The organism is Prevotella dentalis DSM 3688, assembly GCF_000242335.1.
GTDB classification, from domain to species: domain Bacteria; phylum Bacteroidota; class Bacteroidia; order Bacteroidales; family Bacteroidaceae; genus Prevotella; species Prevotella seregens.
On sequence record NC_019968.1, the window covers coordinates 1,142,384 to 1,158,349 of the forward strand.

The 15,966-nt window shown below is 47.5% G+C and carries 13 protein-coding genes; 11 read left to right on the forward strand and 2 right to left on the reverse strand.

Annotated features, from left to right (window positions below):
- Positions 1-3: 3 nt before the first annotated feature.
- The 11 genes from PREDE_RS11870 to PREDE_RS11920 are packed head-to-tail and all read left to right on the forward strand — an operon-like array spanning position 4 to position 12,807.
- Positions 4-2,913, forward strand: a complete 2,910-nt coding sequence (locus tag PREDE_RS11870) for a TraG family conjugative transposon ATPase (RefSeq protein WP_015310528.1) — start codon at positions 4-6, stop codon at positions 2,911-2,913.
- Positions 2,895-3,623 (forward strand): hypothetical protein, encoded by a 729-nt coding sequence (locus tag PREDE_RS11875; protein ID WP_005848023.1) that lies wholly within the window; start codon positions 2,895-2,897, stop codon positions 3,621-3,623. Before PREDE_RS11870 ends, PREDE_RS11875 begins: the two co-directional genes overlap by 19 nt.
- A 13-nt stretch (positions 3,624-3,636) precedes the next feature.
- Positions 3,637-4,332: a hypothetical protein gene (locus PREDE_RS11880; protein ID WP_005848021.1), complete on the forward strand. Its 696-nt coding sequence runs from the start codon at positions 3,637-3,639 to the stop codon at positions 4,330-4,332.
- Positions 4,329-5,009, forward strand: coding sequence for a DUF5045 domain-containing protein (locus tag PREDE_RS11885; RefSeq protein ID WP_005848019.1), 681 nt, complete (start codon positions 4,329-4,331; stop codon positions 5,007-5,009). The genes PREDE_RS11880 and PREDE_RS11885 overlap by 4 nt, the downstream gene beginning before the upstream one ends.
- Before the next feature lie 16 nt (positions 5,010-5,025).
- A complete protein-coding gene (locus PREDE_RS11890) occupies positions 5,026-6,384 on the forward strand; it encodes a hypothetical protein (RefSeq protein WP_005848018.1) in 1,359 nt (452 codons plus the stop codon).
- 16 nt (positions 6,385-6,400) lie between these two features.
- Positions 6,401-6,997 (forward strand): conjugative transposon protein TraK, encoded by a 597-nt coding sequence (gene traK / locus PREDE_RS11895; RefSeq protein ID WP_005848016.1) that lies wholly within the window; start codon positions 6,401-6,403, stop codon positions 6,995-6,997.
- A gap of 4 nt (positions 6,998-7,001) precedes the next feature.
- A complete protein-coding gene (locus PREDE_RS11900) occupies positions 7,002-7,478 on the forward strand; it encodes a hypothetical protein (protein WP_005848014.1) in 477 nt (158 codons plus the stop codon).
- Between the two features lie 4 nt (positions 7,479-7,482).
- Positions 7,483-8,868, forward strand: a complete 1,386-nt coding sequence (locus PREDE_RS11905; protein WP_005848012.1) for a conjugative transposon protein TraM — start codon at positions 7,483-7,485, stop codon at positions 8,866-8,868.
- Positions 8,869-8,897: 29 nt separating this feature from the next.
- Positions 8,898-9,821, forward strand: coding sequence for a conjugative transposon protein TraN (traN, locus tag PREDE_RS11910; RefSeq protein ID WP_005848010.1), 924 nt, complete (start codon positions 8,898-8,900; stop codon positions 9,819-9,821).
- Between the two features lie 18 nt (positions 9,822-9,839).
- A complete protein-coding gene (locus tag PREDE_RS11915) occupies positions 9,840-12,158 on the forward strand; it encodes a type IV secretory system conjugative DNA transfer family protein (protein WP_005848008.1) in 2,319 nt (772 codons plus the stop codon).
- A 1-nt stretch (position 12,159) separates the two neighbouring features.
- On the forward strand, positions 12,160-12,807 hold the full coding sequence (locus PREDE_RS11920; RefSeq protein ID WP_005848006.1) for a TraX family protein: 648 nt from the start codon (positions 12,160-12,162) through the stop codon (positions 12,805-12,807).
- 15 nt (positions 12,808-12,822) lie between these two features.
- On the opposite strand, the gene PREDE_RS11925 is transcribed toward PREDE_RS11920, so the two are convergent.
- Positions 12,823-14,301 (reverse strand): UvrD-helicase domain-containing protein, encoded by a 1,479-nt coding sequence (locus PREDE_RS11925; RefSeq protein ID WP_005848004.1) that lies wholly within the window; start codon positions 14,299-14,301, stop codon positions 12,823-12,825.
- On the reverse strand, positions 14,298-15,965 hold the full coding sequence (locus PREDE_RS11930) for an ATP-dependent nuclease (protein WP_005848001.1): 1,668 nt from the start codon (positions 15,963-15,965) through the stop codon (positions 14,298-14,300). The genes PREDE_RS11925 and PREDE_RS11930 overlap by 4 nt, the downstream gene beginning before the upstream one ends.
- Between the last annotated feature and the right edge of the window lies 1 nt (position 15,966).

Sequence of the window (15,966 nt, forward strand, 5' to 3'; positions counted from 1 at the left end):
GTTATGGCACAGAAAAGAAAACCATTCGATAAACTCTTTGCTCAGTTGCAGGACATCAGGGGGAAAGACGGGAAACTGCTCAACACGGTGCTGTGGTCTCAGAAGGGCAATCCGTCTGTTTTCTTTGAGATAGAAAACCCTGTGCAGCAGTATTGTACCGATGCTGACCAATATCGGCTCTTTCAGGATGTGCTGGCCAATATCGTCAAGACGCTCGGCGAGGGCTATGCCCTCCAGAAGCAGGATATCTTCTGCAAGCAGAAATATCACCATGAGGCAGAAGGCAATCAGGAGTTTTTGACGGAAAGCTACTTCAACTACTTTGAGGGGAGGGAATACACTGACATACGCACGTTTCTTATTATTACCCAGGAATGTACGCACAATGCCTTCGTGAAATATGATGCCAAGCGATGGGAGGACTTTCATGTGAAGGTCGCAAAGGTGGCTGACATCCTTCATGAGAAAGGTATCACCCACCGCAAGCTGAATAAGCAAGAGATAGACGAATACCTTCACCGCTTCATGGCTTTCCAGTTCAAGCAGGGTGCTTTTTCCATGACCAACTTCAAGTGCTCGGACGAGAACCTGAAGATTGGCAACCGGACGGTGAAGTCATTTCCCTTGGTCGACATAGACGAAATCAATATGCCCAATTTCGTGAGGCCGTTCCTCTCGGTCAATGTGGGTGGCACTTACATTGCCACCGATCTCTTCTCTTTCCTGGCGGAGATACCCCATACCGATTGTGTCATCTACAATCAGGTCATCCAAATACCTGCCCAGCGCAAGCTCATGCGGAAACTGCAAGGCAAGGCGAAGCGTCATGGCTCCATGCCCGACCCGTCCAACCGCATCGCCAAGGAAGACATAGAACGGCTGCTGGACACGCTGGCCGTGGATAGCAAACTGATGGTATATACCAATTTCAATATCATCGTCAGTTGTCCCCATGACAAGATAACGCCGGTTACATCGTATATTGAGACGAAACTTTATGACTGCGCCATCATGCCCTCCCAATCGGCCCATAACCAGTTGGAACTCTTCACATGCAGTTTTCCGGGTAACGGCTACGCCTTCAATCCAGACTACGACCTTTTTCTCACTTTGTCGGACGCTGCCCTGTGCCTTTGCTTCAAGGAGCATCTGAAGCATTCGGAGGAGACGCCGCTCAAAACCTACTATACAGACCGTCAGGGGCTGCCAGTGGCCATTGACATTACAGGCAAGGAAGGTGCTCACAAATACACCGACAATGCTAATTTCTTCTGCATCGGACCCAGTGGCAGCGGCAAGAGCTTCCACATGAACAGTGTGGTACGCCAGCTGCTGGAGCAAAATACCGATGTGGTGATGGTCGATACAGGCGACAGCTACGAAGGCATCTGCAGCTACTTCGGTGGCACCTATATCACCTATTCCAAAGAGCATCCCATCTCTATGAATCCGTTTAAGATTACCAAGACGGAATACCGCCAGAACTTCGGGGAGAAGAAGAACTTCCTTAAATCGCTCATCTTCCTCATCTTCAAGGGTAGTGAGTTGCCTTCCAAAATTGAGGATGCCATCATCAATCAGGTCATCGTGGAGTATTACGAAGCCTTCTTCCACCCTTTTCGCGGCTTCTCTTCAGAAGAGAAGGACAGGTTACGCCAACGACTTTTGCTGGAGGATAAGAAAAACGGTGAGTATGAGAAGTATGGTGAGAAGGTAGAGCATCGCTATTATCACGACATCAAGGCAGAGAAGGCTGAACAGTGTGATAGTAACGGGGAACAGCCGATAACCACTCCACAATATGCCCAGGAGGAAAACATATTCTCCGAGGCAGAGGTTGCCCATCAAGCCAAGGCAAAGCGTCAGGTAGAGAAGTTACATGCCTTGGTCAATGACAAGGCAGCAACGGAGGGCGAGAAAGTGGCTGCCAACCGTCATCTCGTGCGACTGATGGCAGAGGTGATAGAGGACAGTTATCTCATGCGCATCGAGCGGAAGATAGAGAAAATGGAAGAGCGCAGACGGAAGATGAGCGTGAGGAAGTTGTCTTTCAATACTTTCTATGAATATGCGCTGGAACGTATCCCACAGTTGATGGCGGAGAAGAAAATTGTCTTCGACATCGATAACTTTGCGGCCATCCTCGAACAGTTCTACCGTGGTGGCGAACTGGAGAGTACGCTGAACAATGATTTGGAGCAGTCGCTCTTCGATGAGCGGTTCATCGTCTTCGAGATAGACAAAATCAAGGACGACCCGGTGCTGTTTCCTATCGTGGTGCTTATCATCATGGATGTGTTCCTCCAGAAGATGCGTATCAAGAAAGGCCGCAAGGCTCTCATCATCGAAGAGGCATGGAAGGCGATTGCCTCACCTACGATGGCAGAGTATATCAAATATCTGTATAAGACGGTGCGTAAGTTCCACGGCATCGCCGGAGTAGTGACACAGGAATTGAACGATGTGATTGATTCTCCGATTGTCAAGGAGGCTATCATCAACAACAGCGACGTGAAGATTCTGCTCGACCAGGCCAAATTCAAGGACCGGTACGATGACATTGCGGCTATCCTCGGACTGACGGCGGTTCAACGACAGCAGATCTTCACCATCAATGCGCTCAACAACCACGAGGGGCGTAACTACTTCAAAGAGGTATGGATATGCCGTGGTCAGATGTCTGATGTATATGGTGTGGAGGAGCCACCTGAATGTTACTGGGCCTATACCACGGAACGGGCGGAAAAGGAAGCTCTCAAAATATACACGAAGCATTATGGTGGCAACATTCAGCGTGCCATTACAGAGATAGAGAAAGACCGCAAACAGGCCGGGATAGGCAAATATCTCGATTTTGCACGGCAGGTTAACGAACATCAAAACATTATGAGCTTATGGAAAAGTCAAGAGTAATCCTCGTCATGGCAATGCTCCTTGCCTCACTGAATATTCGGGCTGGCTGGCGTGTGGTGATTGACAAGAGAACGACGGCAACTGTAACGGCAAATGCTGCTTCGCAGAAATTGATAGAGGATAAACACAATGGGCGCTTGGATTCCATCAAGTCCAAGCAGGAAAAGTTGATGCAATATGCTGCTACAATGGCAAGCATCAAGGAACTTTACCAACTCTCCATGCAAAACATCACGGGTTTGGGGGAGGAAAGCAGATATTACGATGAAATCGTCTCACTCACAGCTGGCATCTTCAAAGATGTGCCCATCGTACTGAGACAGCTTGGCAAGTCGCCGGGCAAGAACTATGTAGTATGCCTCAATGAGATGACCAACCTTGTGTCTGAGACAGAGGGTCTGGTGCATGACTTTGTGGATATAGTAAACAACGGCAAGATACGCAATCCCCTGGGTTCGGCCAAAGAGGATGATAAGAACGACGGATATAATCTGCTCAATCGCTACGAACGACTAACGATGACCAACAAAATCTATAGTCGTCTGCTCGAAATCCACTATAAGCTGGAGGTCATGGTAATGATGTGCCAGTTTGGTAACAGCTGGGGGGATGTGCTCATGGCCATTGACGTAGAGTCATGGGCTGCCTATATCACAGCCCGGAACTCTGTAGATGGGCTGATTGACAACTGGAACGGTTTGAGTGTATAATGGGGTTGAGCCTATGAAAAGAACATGGAATATAAAGAGGTGTTGGTTGTTGCTCTTATGTCTTACCTTAGCTACTCCCACCTTTGCCAGCGTAATCCCCACGCCGAGGGATCCGGCCACCATCGAAGCCCTCATCAGCCTGCACAAACTCATCAAGGGTGAAGAGGACAAGGCTCTGGCAAAGGTAACAACGAGCTTTGGTGAGCAGAGCGTCATTACAAAAGGTGCCATCAAGTTCAACAATGTTAGGACAACTCTGGACAGCAAACTGAACAATGGCTATTCCTACGTCATATTAGCCGGAGCGTTGGGTTCGACGGCCAACAGCATGTACCGCCTGATACAGGAATATAGCCAGTTTACACGCTCTACCTTTCAATATACTTTCAAGAAACCGGTGGTGGCATGGTACTATACTGAGGCGAACATGGCGTGTGCAAGAGAAATCAAGAACATCAAAGCCCTTTATGCCTCGCTTGCCGCCAGCGGCATCAATGTGATGAAGGCCTCAATGGATGAGAAACTGCACCTGGTCATGGAACTAAGAACTTCCATTGAGAATATGCGTGGTATCATCGACGGTGCCAACGTATGGTGCAGCATCATTACCGTCGGCGGCTTCAGATACGATTACATCTGGGACATTCTCAACAGTGAGGTGACGGATAAGATAGCAGAGGGCGTCATCAATAAATGGAACAGCGTATGAGAAAATATCTATTCGTCATCATGGGGTTATTGTACTTCTCTTCCCCTGTCTTGGCCCAACATCCTACTTACGACGACCAGAAGGAAAAGCAATGGAAGTCGATGGAGAACGGGCCGTGGGACTTTGCTCTCGATTGGTATTATTACTTGCTGCACAAGAAGTACAGCGGAGGCGAGACCTATTGGAAATGGGGATTCCTCAAATCCGGCTGGAGGGTGCGGTTCAAGGAAAGCAAGTCGAATGTGAAGCGTATCATGCCCACCCGTATCTCCGCAGAGGAGACGCAAAGGCAAAAAATGAAGGAAGCAGAACAGGAACGTGTCAAGATGGAAGAACTATACAAGGAAGAGGTAGCGCGTGCCGCTGACAGGAACGTCGATCTGGTTTACCCATCCTTCAAAGCCGACTTCGACCGTATGCAGAAATCCATTGCCGACGGACTGCTCTTCTGTATGCAGAGAAGCAAAGGCAAGCTGAAATTCCAAGTCGATGAACTGACCCGGCAGAATGAACTGATTTGCGAGGACATTGCCTATATCCATCAGACGGGTGTGGGATATGAACTTGAAAACGCCAAACGCCAGAAAACCTACCAGCAATACAAGAGACGGATGGAGGAGATGGTCAGCAGGGTGGCGCACCTTGTCGGTATGGCACAAAACTATTACAAACGATAAATCATGGTTTAAGAGTATGGTTACAGACATTTTGATGAATATCACAAGCCAGCTGCTCACGATGGGATTGCCTTCCATTGACGAGAGTCTTGACAAGCTGCTGGTGGCGATGGAGACCTTCCCCAAATCAGCGGTACTGGGCAACACCGTGGGCTATGCCCGTGTCATCGGCCTGTGCCTCGCCCTTTGCGTGGGTTCCTACGAGTGCTGGATGATGATGCTTGGGCGTAGGGCAATGGATGTGATGAAACTTCTCCGCATCGTGGGGCTTTCCATTTGCATCACTTACAGCTCATGGATATGTCAGGAGTTGGCTCGGCCGGGCAAAGCATTGGAGACAACCACCAAGCAGATGGCAAGCAGCAAGAACAAGGAGGTGGCTGCCCTCGAACTGAAGGTGGCGCAGAAGCAATCAGATTACCTGAAACGGCTCAGGCAGGTGCAGGACAGCATCGAAACAGCAAAACAAGTGCAGGAGATAGGCGAAGATGCCCATTGGTGGGACAAGCTCATCTACAACATGGAAAACTTGGGCTCGACCATCAATAATTATGCGCAGCGTGCAACCGTAGCCGCTGAGACAAAGGTATCGGAATGGATTAACGACGTGATACGCTTTATTGGGGAGCTGATTTTTCAGATGTCCTATTACGGCATTTTGGTAGCCCAGCGTATCTTCATGACGATTCTTGCCACATTTGCACCGATCATGTTTGCCCTGTCCATCGTTCCGCCATGGCATAGCGCGTGGTCGCAATGGATTAGCAAATACCTGTCCTTGTCGCTATGGGGATTCGTTACCTATATGTGCCTGTACTACATCGACTTTATCTTGATGTATAACCTGGGCGAGGACCTTACTGCTTACGGCAAGCTCCTACAAGGCCAGGTGGACTCTTGGGGGCAGATAGGCGCGCTGGGCATACAGGGCATCGGCTCCAACTGCATGTATGCCATGGGAATGTTGGTAGGTGCCTATATCATTCGCTTCGTCCCCGAAGTGGCATCATGGCTGATTCCGGGTGGCATGAGTTCGAGTGCAGGCAGTGCCGCCGGTGGTATTGTGGCAGGTGCCGTTGGAGGTGCTGTGGGAAGTGCCGCTTCTTCAGGAGTGGGTATCGTTTCGGCGGCTACGCCAGTGGCAGGTTCTGCGGTATCGGGCGCGGCACACCTCGGAGCAGCAGGTATGGCCGGTGCCGTGAGCGGCGCAAGTGGCTATTCCGATGGCGGTGCAGCTACTGTGGCTGGAGCGATGGGCGGCGCCGCGGCTGGTATGGCAAAAGAGGCTAAGCACATGTTCACCGAAAGTTCTGCTGGCAAAGCGGCATCGAAGATGGGCAGTTCCATGAGGGATTCATACAACAGGGGAAAATAAACTAAAAAGACAGGATATGTTAATACAGAGTTTGGAACAGAAAACAAGGCTCGCATTGATGACCGTGCTGATGACCATCATTGGCAGTACGGTGGTCTGTGCCTGCTGCATCTTCTACTGTGCCAAGTTGGTAACAGAAGAACGCAATCAGATCTATGTCCTTGATGGTGACATTCCTTTCCTCGCTGAAAGGAGCAAGCAGGAGGCGAACTTCGTCATGGAAGCGAAAGCGCACATCCAGCTCTTTCATCAGTATTTCTTTAATCTGCCTCCCGATGATGATTATATCAAATGGACGCTGTCCAAGGCGATGTATATGGCGGATGGGACGGCCCTGAAACAGAAACAGGCCATGGAGGAAAATGGATTCTACTCAGACATCATTTCTTCCTCGGCCGTGTGCATGATCATCTGTGATTCCATCCAGCTGGATGAGCAGTCGAAGAAGTTCAAATACTACGGTACGCAAATCATCAAACGCCGTTCAAGGGATATGAAACGCTCCCTCGTCACGGTGGGCAGTATCGAGAATGTGCCGCGAACGAGGAACAATCCGCACGGTTTGCTGATTACCAGCTGGAGAACGCTGGAGAATAAGGATTTAGACTACTAAGGGTATGAAGAAGGAAATGAAACGTGCGAAAGAGGCCAAGAGCAAATGGGAACAGGAAACCAAGGGTAAAATGGAAGCCTTCGTGAGGAAACTCTCCCGTCAGTGGAAGTTACAGGAGCGGATAGATGCGACCAACGCATGGGCGGTGAAACACCCGAAGCGCATGGCGGCCATGACCATCGGTGCGTTGGTCTGTTCGCTCGGCCTTGGGATTGTCGTATCCCTCTATACCCCGCAACCCAACGGGGATATTGTGGGGGAGATAGAGAATGTACAGCCAATGTTCACCGGACTGCAGAGTATACAGAATGGCAAGAACGTACAGGTACGGGGGATAGGATTGTTGGTCATCCGGGGACAGCGGCTGAAATGGGAGTTGGACTCCTTGGTGCATATCCCTGTAAAGACGCATCAGGATTCAATGTTCATCATATCTAAATACAGGCAACTCGAAATGATAGTAGCAAACTTAAAACATTAATGATATGAAAGTACTGATTAAGAAACTCTTACTCAAAATCGGACTGGGAAAGGCGGATGATTCGTCGGTCACTGTTGAGACAGAAACTGATGCTGAATCACATGGTGAGAACAAGAACGAGACCGATGAAAAGGAAAAGACGAGCCCGAAAGAGCCTCCCGTAGTGAAGCCTTTGTCACAGGGCAAGAGCTGGTGGCGCATCGACTTCAAACAGCCCAAGTATATCTTTCCTTTGGCTATCCTCCTGCCTATCTTGTTCTTAGGCTATGAACTGTTGGGCGTGTTCGGTGGTACGGACAATACCAAGAAAGGTGTTGCCACGGACAGCATCAACGCCTCCCTGCCCACGGCAGCCAATGAAGAAATGGGGGACAAGATGACGGAGATGAACAAACGCTATAATGAGGAAGACGCGGCATCGGCAGTGAACGGTATCGGTGAGGACCAAGGGCAGCAGGACTCGCTCGGTAACGGCTATCGGGAAGATGAACTGAACGAGATAGACCGTCAGAATGCCATCAATGCCAAGCGACAGAAGGACGTAGAAGCCCTGCGGCAGCGACTGGCACAGTCCCGGAAGCATATCAATGCCTATGAGGGTGGCAGCTATGGGGACGCATCTGGATATGGTTCGGGCGGCAGCTATGGCCGTGGCTCCAGACAGGCAGAAATGGATGACTATGCAAGGGAGGTAGAGGCCATTCAGAAGAGAAGCCTTGCCCGGCAGAAATCTTTGGAACGGAGCATGGGTATCGACGAGGACGAAAGTGTCAAAGTGTCAAAAGTGTCACAGCCTTATGATACTCCTCATCGTAAGCCCGAAGAGAAGCCGGTCATCGTCAAGAAGGTGATGGAGGGCAATGCGGATAAGTTCAATACCGTCAGTGCCGAGCCTACGACGGATGTACCGCTAATCCGCGCCATGATAGACAAGACGACCAAGGCACACGAGGGTACGCGCCTCCGTTTCAAGCTCCTCGACGATGTGACGCTCAAAGGTACAAGACTAAGGAAGGGTACCTACCTCTATGGTACGGTGACGGGATTCGGACAACAGCGTGTCATGGCCACTATCACCAGCATCCTGGTCAGGGATAAGTTCATTAAGGTGGGATTGTCCGTCTATGACAACGACGGCATGGAGGGCTTTTATGTTCCTGAGTCTGCCTTCCGTGACCTGATGAAGGATGCCAAGGCGAATGCCTTACAGAGTAACATCACTCTTGACGGGGGGTATGGCGGTGGACTGAGTTCCGAAGCGGTGGCCCTGCAGGCCCTGCAGAACATGTACCAGTCGGCAACCTCTGCCATGTCTGCGAATATCCGAAAGAACAAGGCACGGATCAAGTACAATACCATTGTCTATTTGGTCAACACCAATGCTGAGTAGCGTTCAACAATTCATTAAACATTAAAAATATGAAGCAGTTTTTAGTTATCTTGGTTGCCCTCATGGGATTCTATGGCAGCCTTCAGGCACAGAAAATGTATAAGAACATGGAAGCAGACTCGGTTTCGGTGAGATATATCCGCAACGCCAAGCCCACGGACAGCTACATCTTTGACGAGAACAGGCGCAAGGATGTGGTCTTCGTCAACGAGGAGGTGGCGACACACCTGCTGATGCCTGAGAATATCAAGCTCGTGGACATCTCGACCAATAAGATTGTGGGCAACCAGTGTACGGACAATATCGTACGCATCAAACCCTCCGGGAGAATGTACGACAATGAGCTGGTGGGCATAATTACCGTGATTGGTGAGCGGCATATCGTACAGCTCAACGTGGTCTATACCGCCGGACCAGCCAAAGCCAACTCCATCTACCGCATCAAAGCCGGGGACATGGGCAGGTATGAGAATCCCGACGTGACGATGCCGCGCAAGGAGATGGCGGCATACGCCTGGGCCATCTTTGCCAGTAAGCCACGCAAGCATATCCATTCTCAGGAGAACGGTATCAAGGCAGGGGTGAACAACATCTACAGTATCGGGGATTATTTCTTCATCGACTACTCGCTCTACAATGCCACCAAAATCAAGTATGACATCAGTGAGGTGCGCATCAAACTCGCGGATAAGAAGGAGCTGAAGGCCACCAACTCGCAGACGATTGAACTGACACCGGTGTATAGTCTGAGCAGTGCCAAGAGTTTCAAGAAGGCATACCGAAACGTGCTGGTACTCGACAAGCTCACCTTCCCTGAAGAGAAGGTGCTGAAGCTGGAGATTTCGGAGGAACAGATTTCGGGGCGTGTCATTACGCTCGACATCAACTATAAGGATATGCTGCACGCTGATGGGGTCAGCGAGCAGATGGTATCTTACTTGCCTGTATTGTAATCATCAAACCGTAAAGTCATGGCTGTAGAAGAGACAAGGGAACAGCAGCAGATGTACAACACGTTCAGGAGCTGTATTTATCTTTTCCTGATTGTGGAGCTGATCATGAATCTGCCCATCACGGCAGACAACCGTGTTACTGGGTTCATACTGGAGCTGATTGCTCGTTTCAAGGTGTTCAACACGGTACCGACCTGCAAACTCGTTGAACTGATTTGCATCGGGGTGACGTGCATCGGCACTCGGCCGCAGAAGGCGCTGAAGTTCAATGTCAAGACAATGGTGCTATATCCTATCGGCATCGGTGTCACGTTTATTGCGCTCTGCATGATGTTCCATAAGGGCATCTGGGGCGGACTCTCTTTTGGGTTCCCGACCAACCGTGTTCTCTACGCCATGACTTCCATCATCGGCACGATGCTCCTGCATCAGGGGCTGGACGGTATCTCACGCTACTACAACTACAAGTTAGGCGAGGATCGGTTTAATTTTGAGAATGAGTCGTTTCAGCAGTCAGAGGAACTGAATGAGAATCCTTATTCTGTTAATATCCCGATGATATACTATTTCAAGGGGCGTATGCACAAGGGATGGATCAACATCATCAATCCCTTTCGTGGCACCATCGTACTGGGCACGCCTGGTTCTGGCAAGTCATTCGGCATCATTGACCCATTTATACGTCAGCATGCGGCCAAGGGATTTTCCATGATGGTGTATGACTATAAGTTCCCGACATTGGGAAAGACGCTGTTCTATCAGTATTGCAAGAACAAGAAGCTGGGCAGGTTGCCGGAGAACTGTGGTTTCCACATCGTCAACTTTACCGATGTGGAGTACTCCAACCGTATTAACCCTATACAACGGAAGTATATTCCTGACTTGGCGGCGGCAGCGGAGACGGCAGCGACCTTGCTCGAATCACTCAACAAGGGAGGCGACAAGAAAGGAGGCTCGGAGGCGTTCTTCCAAAATTCGGCCATCAACTTCCTCTCTGCCATCATCTATTTCTTCGTGAATTTTCATCCTACAGGCTTCAAGGACGGTAAGAAGCTCACAAGGTATATCAAATACAGAGGTAAGAAACTGAAGTTGATTACAAAAAACTGGCATGACTACCGGGCTGTCGATAAGGACGGCAACACGATACTGGACTTTGTGGATGAGTTGAGCCATGATGTGTCAGTGGATGAGGATGGCATGTTCGTGGATTTGAATGACTTTACCTATACAAGCCGTAACGGACAGCGGGTGCATATCACTTCATCCTGGTATGAGGATGAGCAGGGGCAGGTGGTAGAGCCTGACACTATTACCGGCGAATACTCGGATATGCCGCATGTGCTGTCGTTCCTTGGTAAGCAGTACAGCGATGTATTCGACATCCTGATGCAGGATCAGAAAATCCTCTCGCTTATGGCTCCGTTCCAGTCGGCTTATACCAACAAGGCGATGGATCAGCTCGAAGGTATGGTGGGTACGCTGCGTGTCAATGCGGCTCGTTTAGTGTCGCCGGAAGCCTATTGGATTTTTACAGGGGATGACTTCGATCTGAAGATTTCTGACCCTGCCAATCCTTCGTATCTCGTGATTGCCAACGACCCGGAAAAGGAGCAGATTGTAAGCGCGTTGAATGCGTTGGTGCTCAATCGTCTTGTTACCCGTGTGAACAGCAGAGGGAATATCCCTGTTTCCATCATCGTAGATGAGTTGCCAACATTGTATTTTCATAAGATTGACCGCCTGATAGGTACGGCGCGTAGCAACAAGGTGGCGGTGACACTGGGATTTCAGGAGCTGCCACAGCTGGAGGCGGATTATGGCAAGAACGGTATGCAGAAGATTATCACCACATGCGGTAATATCTTCATGGGGGCTGCCCGTAACAAGGAAACGCTGGAATGGGCACAGAACGATGTGTTTGGCAAGGCGAAGCAGACTTCTAAATCTATCACCATCAATGACCAGAAGGTTTCCACGTCTATTTCTGAGCGGTTGGACTTCCTCGTTCCGGCAGCGAAGATAGCGGATATGGCCACGGGGTGGCTGGCTGGTCAGTCAGCACGTGACTTCACTCCGACCGAAGGTAGCATGATGCAGGGCTTCGACATCGAGAAGTCGGAGGAGTTCAAGACCTCCAAGTATTTTTGTAAGACGCACTTCGATATGGCGCAGATCAAGAAGGAGGAAAGGCTGTATGCCGACTTGCCGAAAATCTATCAGTTTGCCTCCAACCGTGAGAAAGAAATCATGCTCGGTCGTAACTTCAAGCGTGTCAATGACGAGGTGGATGCAATGATTGCAGAACTGTTGGGCAAAGAAAAGAAAACAAAGTGACATGATCCTCGTTCAAGGTAAAGGACTGTCAGGAAGCGCATTGAAGGTAATTGCGTTGGTGTCCATGACATTAGACCACATAGCCTGTTATCTGATGGACAATGGCTTGGCCTACGATGCCATGCGAACGATAGGTAGGATGGCTTTTCCCATCTTCGCCTTTCTGCTGGTGGAAGGATATGTGCATACTCGTTCTGTGAGGAAATATGCGGTGAATCTTTTCGTCTTTGCCCTGGTGTCGGATATTCCGTGGTGGCTACTGAATCATGACAATACACATAATGTATTCTTTACCCTGTTATTGGGACTGGTGGTGATGGAGGGCATGAATAAGATAGACAATAAGCCATTACTTTTGTGTGTCCTGATGGCAGCCGTTTGTGGAATGGCCACATGGGTACACGTCGATTACGAGTATTCCGGCATCCTGCTGATCTGTGCGTTCTATATCTTTCGGACGAACAACGTGACAAAAAGCCTTTTAGCCACCCTTTTCATGTACCAGTACGGTGTGATTGGGCTTTGGTTGGGATTAGCTGTCATCCTTTGTTACAATGGACAGCGAGGTTTTATCAATGGACAGTATGCGAAGTATTTGTGCTACGCATACTATCCCTTGCACTTCTTTGGGATATTATGCATTCTATGATTTTCTGCTATGAAACTATGTGAGGTTTAAGGTTGTTTTCTCCGTTATAACAATAAGTTTCTTGCACGCTCGAGATATGGCTACATAGAAATTCTTGGCATCTTCAAACTTGTCTGCTTCCCAAATAACAACCGAATCAAATTCCAAGCCTTTTGTTAATAAAGTAGTACCAATATATTTCCCATGAATTTTCCTTCCTTGATGCCTCACTCTTGTTTTGAGCAGTTTCATGGCTTCGAACATCGAAATATTATTTATTATGCTTACATCAAAACATTTGTTTATCGTATATAGGAATACCCTATGGTAGTTTTTTACCTTAGGAAGATTGCTTACAAAACTGATGATTTGTTGAAGGTTTTGAAGTGAAGGAGTTGATTCGAATGACAAAAATAATGCTTTCAGTTTTTGGGAATTTTCTGTGTTGTCTTTTTGTCTATCAACAATTCTGTTGTCCTTAGGGTTTATCCAATCTTGTACTATACTCATTTTGAAATGTAGCAAGGATAAAATATTATATAGACGAGCCACCTTATGTATTCGCCTGCCCCGTTTGCATTTAGAGATATACTCATCTATCTGTCTTGCACAAGCATAGTATTCTTTTCCATCTATCGCATCCAAGATTGAGAATTGATTATTAAAATCAGCTCGCTGTTTAATACCTATCCTATCTTTAACATCTCCTTTTAGTACATCTTGGCCATGCCTATTTTTTGCCGTATAAGAAGGACAAATAATCAGCATATTATCGGTGTTATGGTATTTGATTATATTTGCTAACACAGAATATTTATTTTGCTCTGTACAAGGCATTACATAAAAGCCGATCGCTGGATTATTTTGCAATTCAATACATTCTCCTGTTTCCAGTTTCTTTCTCATTTCAAAGATCAGACAACCTAATGCCGGATTCGTTTCTTCCCAGCGCCAAGGGTGGTTTAAAAGGTTAAAATGCTGGAAAAAACTAAGGTCGTGGGTAAAATCCACTAATCGTTTGCGCTCAAATGAGAAGATACCTTGCAGAGGATCTCCCAATAGGTGCAGAGGCAGGTCATGTGCAAGCTCTAACACCATCAAATGTTGGTCAATAGTACAGTCTTGGTATTCATCTACAAATACTCCATTGTATGAAAGTTTGAGAATATTCTGAACAATGCTGCTTTGTATTAACTCTTTGCATTTTTCGACAGCAACTTCAAAATAATTTTTATCTTCTTCACTGGGTAAAACCGACTTCCCGAAAAAATTAAGCACGTAACGTTGTGCAAAACCTGTGATGGTCTCTAAATGATAGCGACTTGCAGGTACATTCTTCTTCTGAAACTTTGTACGCAAGGATGCTATACCTGCATGAGTATGTGTCAATACCAATTGACAAGAATCTTCTGGACACTGTAACAAGCAATCGGCTATGGCAGTCGTCTTACCATGCCCCGCAGGTGCTATCAACACACCACGAAAACAATCTATAAATTCTTTCCAATCTATCATTGTTTGATTCCACACCAGTTGAGAAGGTTTGACACAGTTTGCTTCATGTGTTTATTGTCATCAACATCCGAATAAGCTTCCATAAACATCCTGCCAAGAAATTCACCTCCAGGAATGTGCTTAAACCATTCTTTATCCTTCATGATAGACAAATTGGTAATGTCGTTCCTTAATGCATCTTGTGTTGTATCATCAGCACAATCTATTTTCTCCTTTAACTCGGCTGGAATTTTTATGTTATGATGAGGAAAATTATCTTGGTTACAATCGATGACTTTCAACATGTATTTCCAAGGAAGATCTGTAAATAGTTGTCTTTCCATACAGTTGCCTTCTTCACAAAGAAATAGCCTAATTCCGGCTTCTATAGCCTTTTGTTTTTTTGATGCAAGTTCTTTTGGTTTATCATCATCGGCAAAGATACATGTGTCATATCCCAATGTCTTTAATTTTAGGGCATAGGTAAACATGTTGTCTCCACCCTTAGCATCGACCAAGACAACACCTTCCGCCGACAATGTTGTATGATATGTGTCCCATATCCATTTGTCGATTGCTCGAACAAATCCCTGCTCGGTTTTACCTTCACAACATATTATCTTCTTGGCAAAAAACGCCTGCGGATTTGTACGACGACACGAATCAAGATTACTATCAACCTTGGCAAGTGTGTTATGCCCCTTGTTTAATACGAAGAGGTTATTTGCTTCCGCCTCTAATATGACATGCAGGGAATGGGTTGTAATGAATACTTGACCAGCTTGTGTCTCTTTCAACTTCCTCACCAATGTGATGATGCGATCTGGTTCTAAGCCTTGTTCCAATTCATCTACCAGTATTATGCCGCCCTGTTTAGTCATTTCCGACTGGATAGCTATCGACATAAGCCGCTTGCTCCCCTTACCATGCAAACGATAGGGCAGTGAATTTTCGTGCAAAGAAATGCTATTACCTGTGTATGGGTTTTCCTTAATATCAATTTTTGCACATAGTGTATCTACCGTCAATCCTAGCTGCCTTGCGGAAATGGTCAAATCTCCCAATGGTGTATTTAGGGGATCTAACACGTCGTTGTCTGTACTCTGCGACATGCTACGTATCAGCTCCGACTTCAATCGTTCGATAGTTTTTCCACTATCAAGCTGTGCTTTGGTAAGTGCGTAAAGCGGCGACTGCCGGTTATAGGCAAACTGATTATCTGTAAAATCAGAAATGCAGTTAACAGCCAGCATAGATCTGTCTGCACCCGATATGGGCTTATCATCGAAGTCTGATCCTGGACGTGCCTTGACTACCCAATGAGGTTCTAAAGTCTCATCTACCATTAGCCTGACCACAAGTGTTAAGTCTTCATTATTGACCCTGTTATGTAAGCTGTTTTGGATATAGAGGGCAAATTTCTGTTCTTTGAGTAGTTCGATAGGTAGCTCTCGCAAAGTCACTTCTATTTCTATGGGGTGTGAAGTGTCCTGCCTATAGAAATCCAAGTCGCTGAATGTCATATTCCACGAGGGTGACAACGCGGAATAAATGGCAGAGAGTATGGTACTCTTTCCTGAATCGCCACGCCCTATCAAGACAACGAATTGCTCTGCTCCAAAATCCTGACTAAGTTCTTTTATTCCCCGATAGTTCTTGATAGAAATACTTGTAATCTGGCTCATT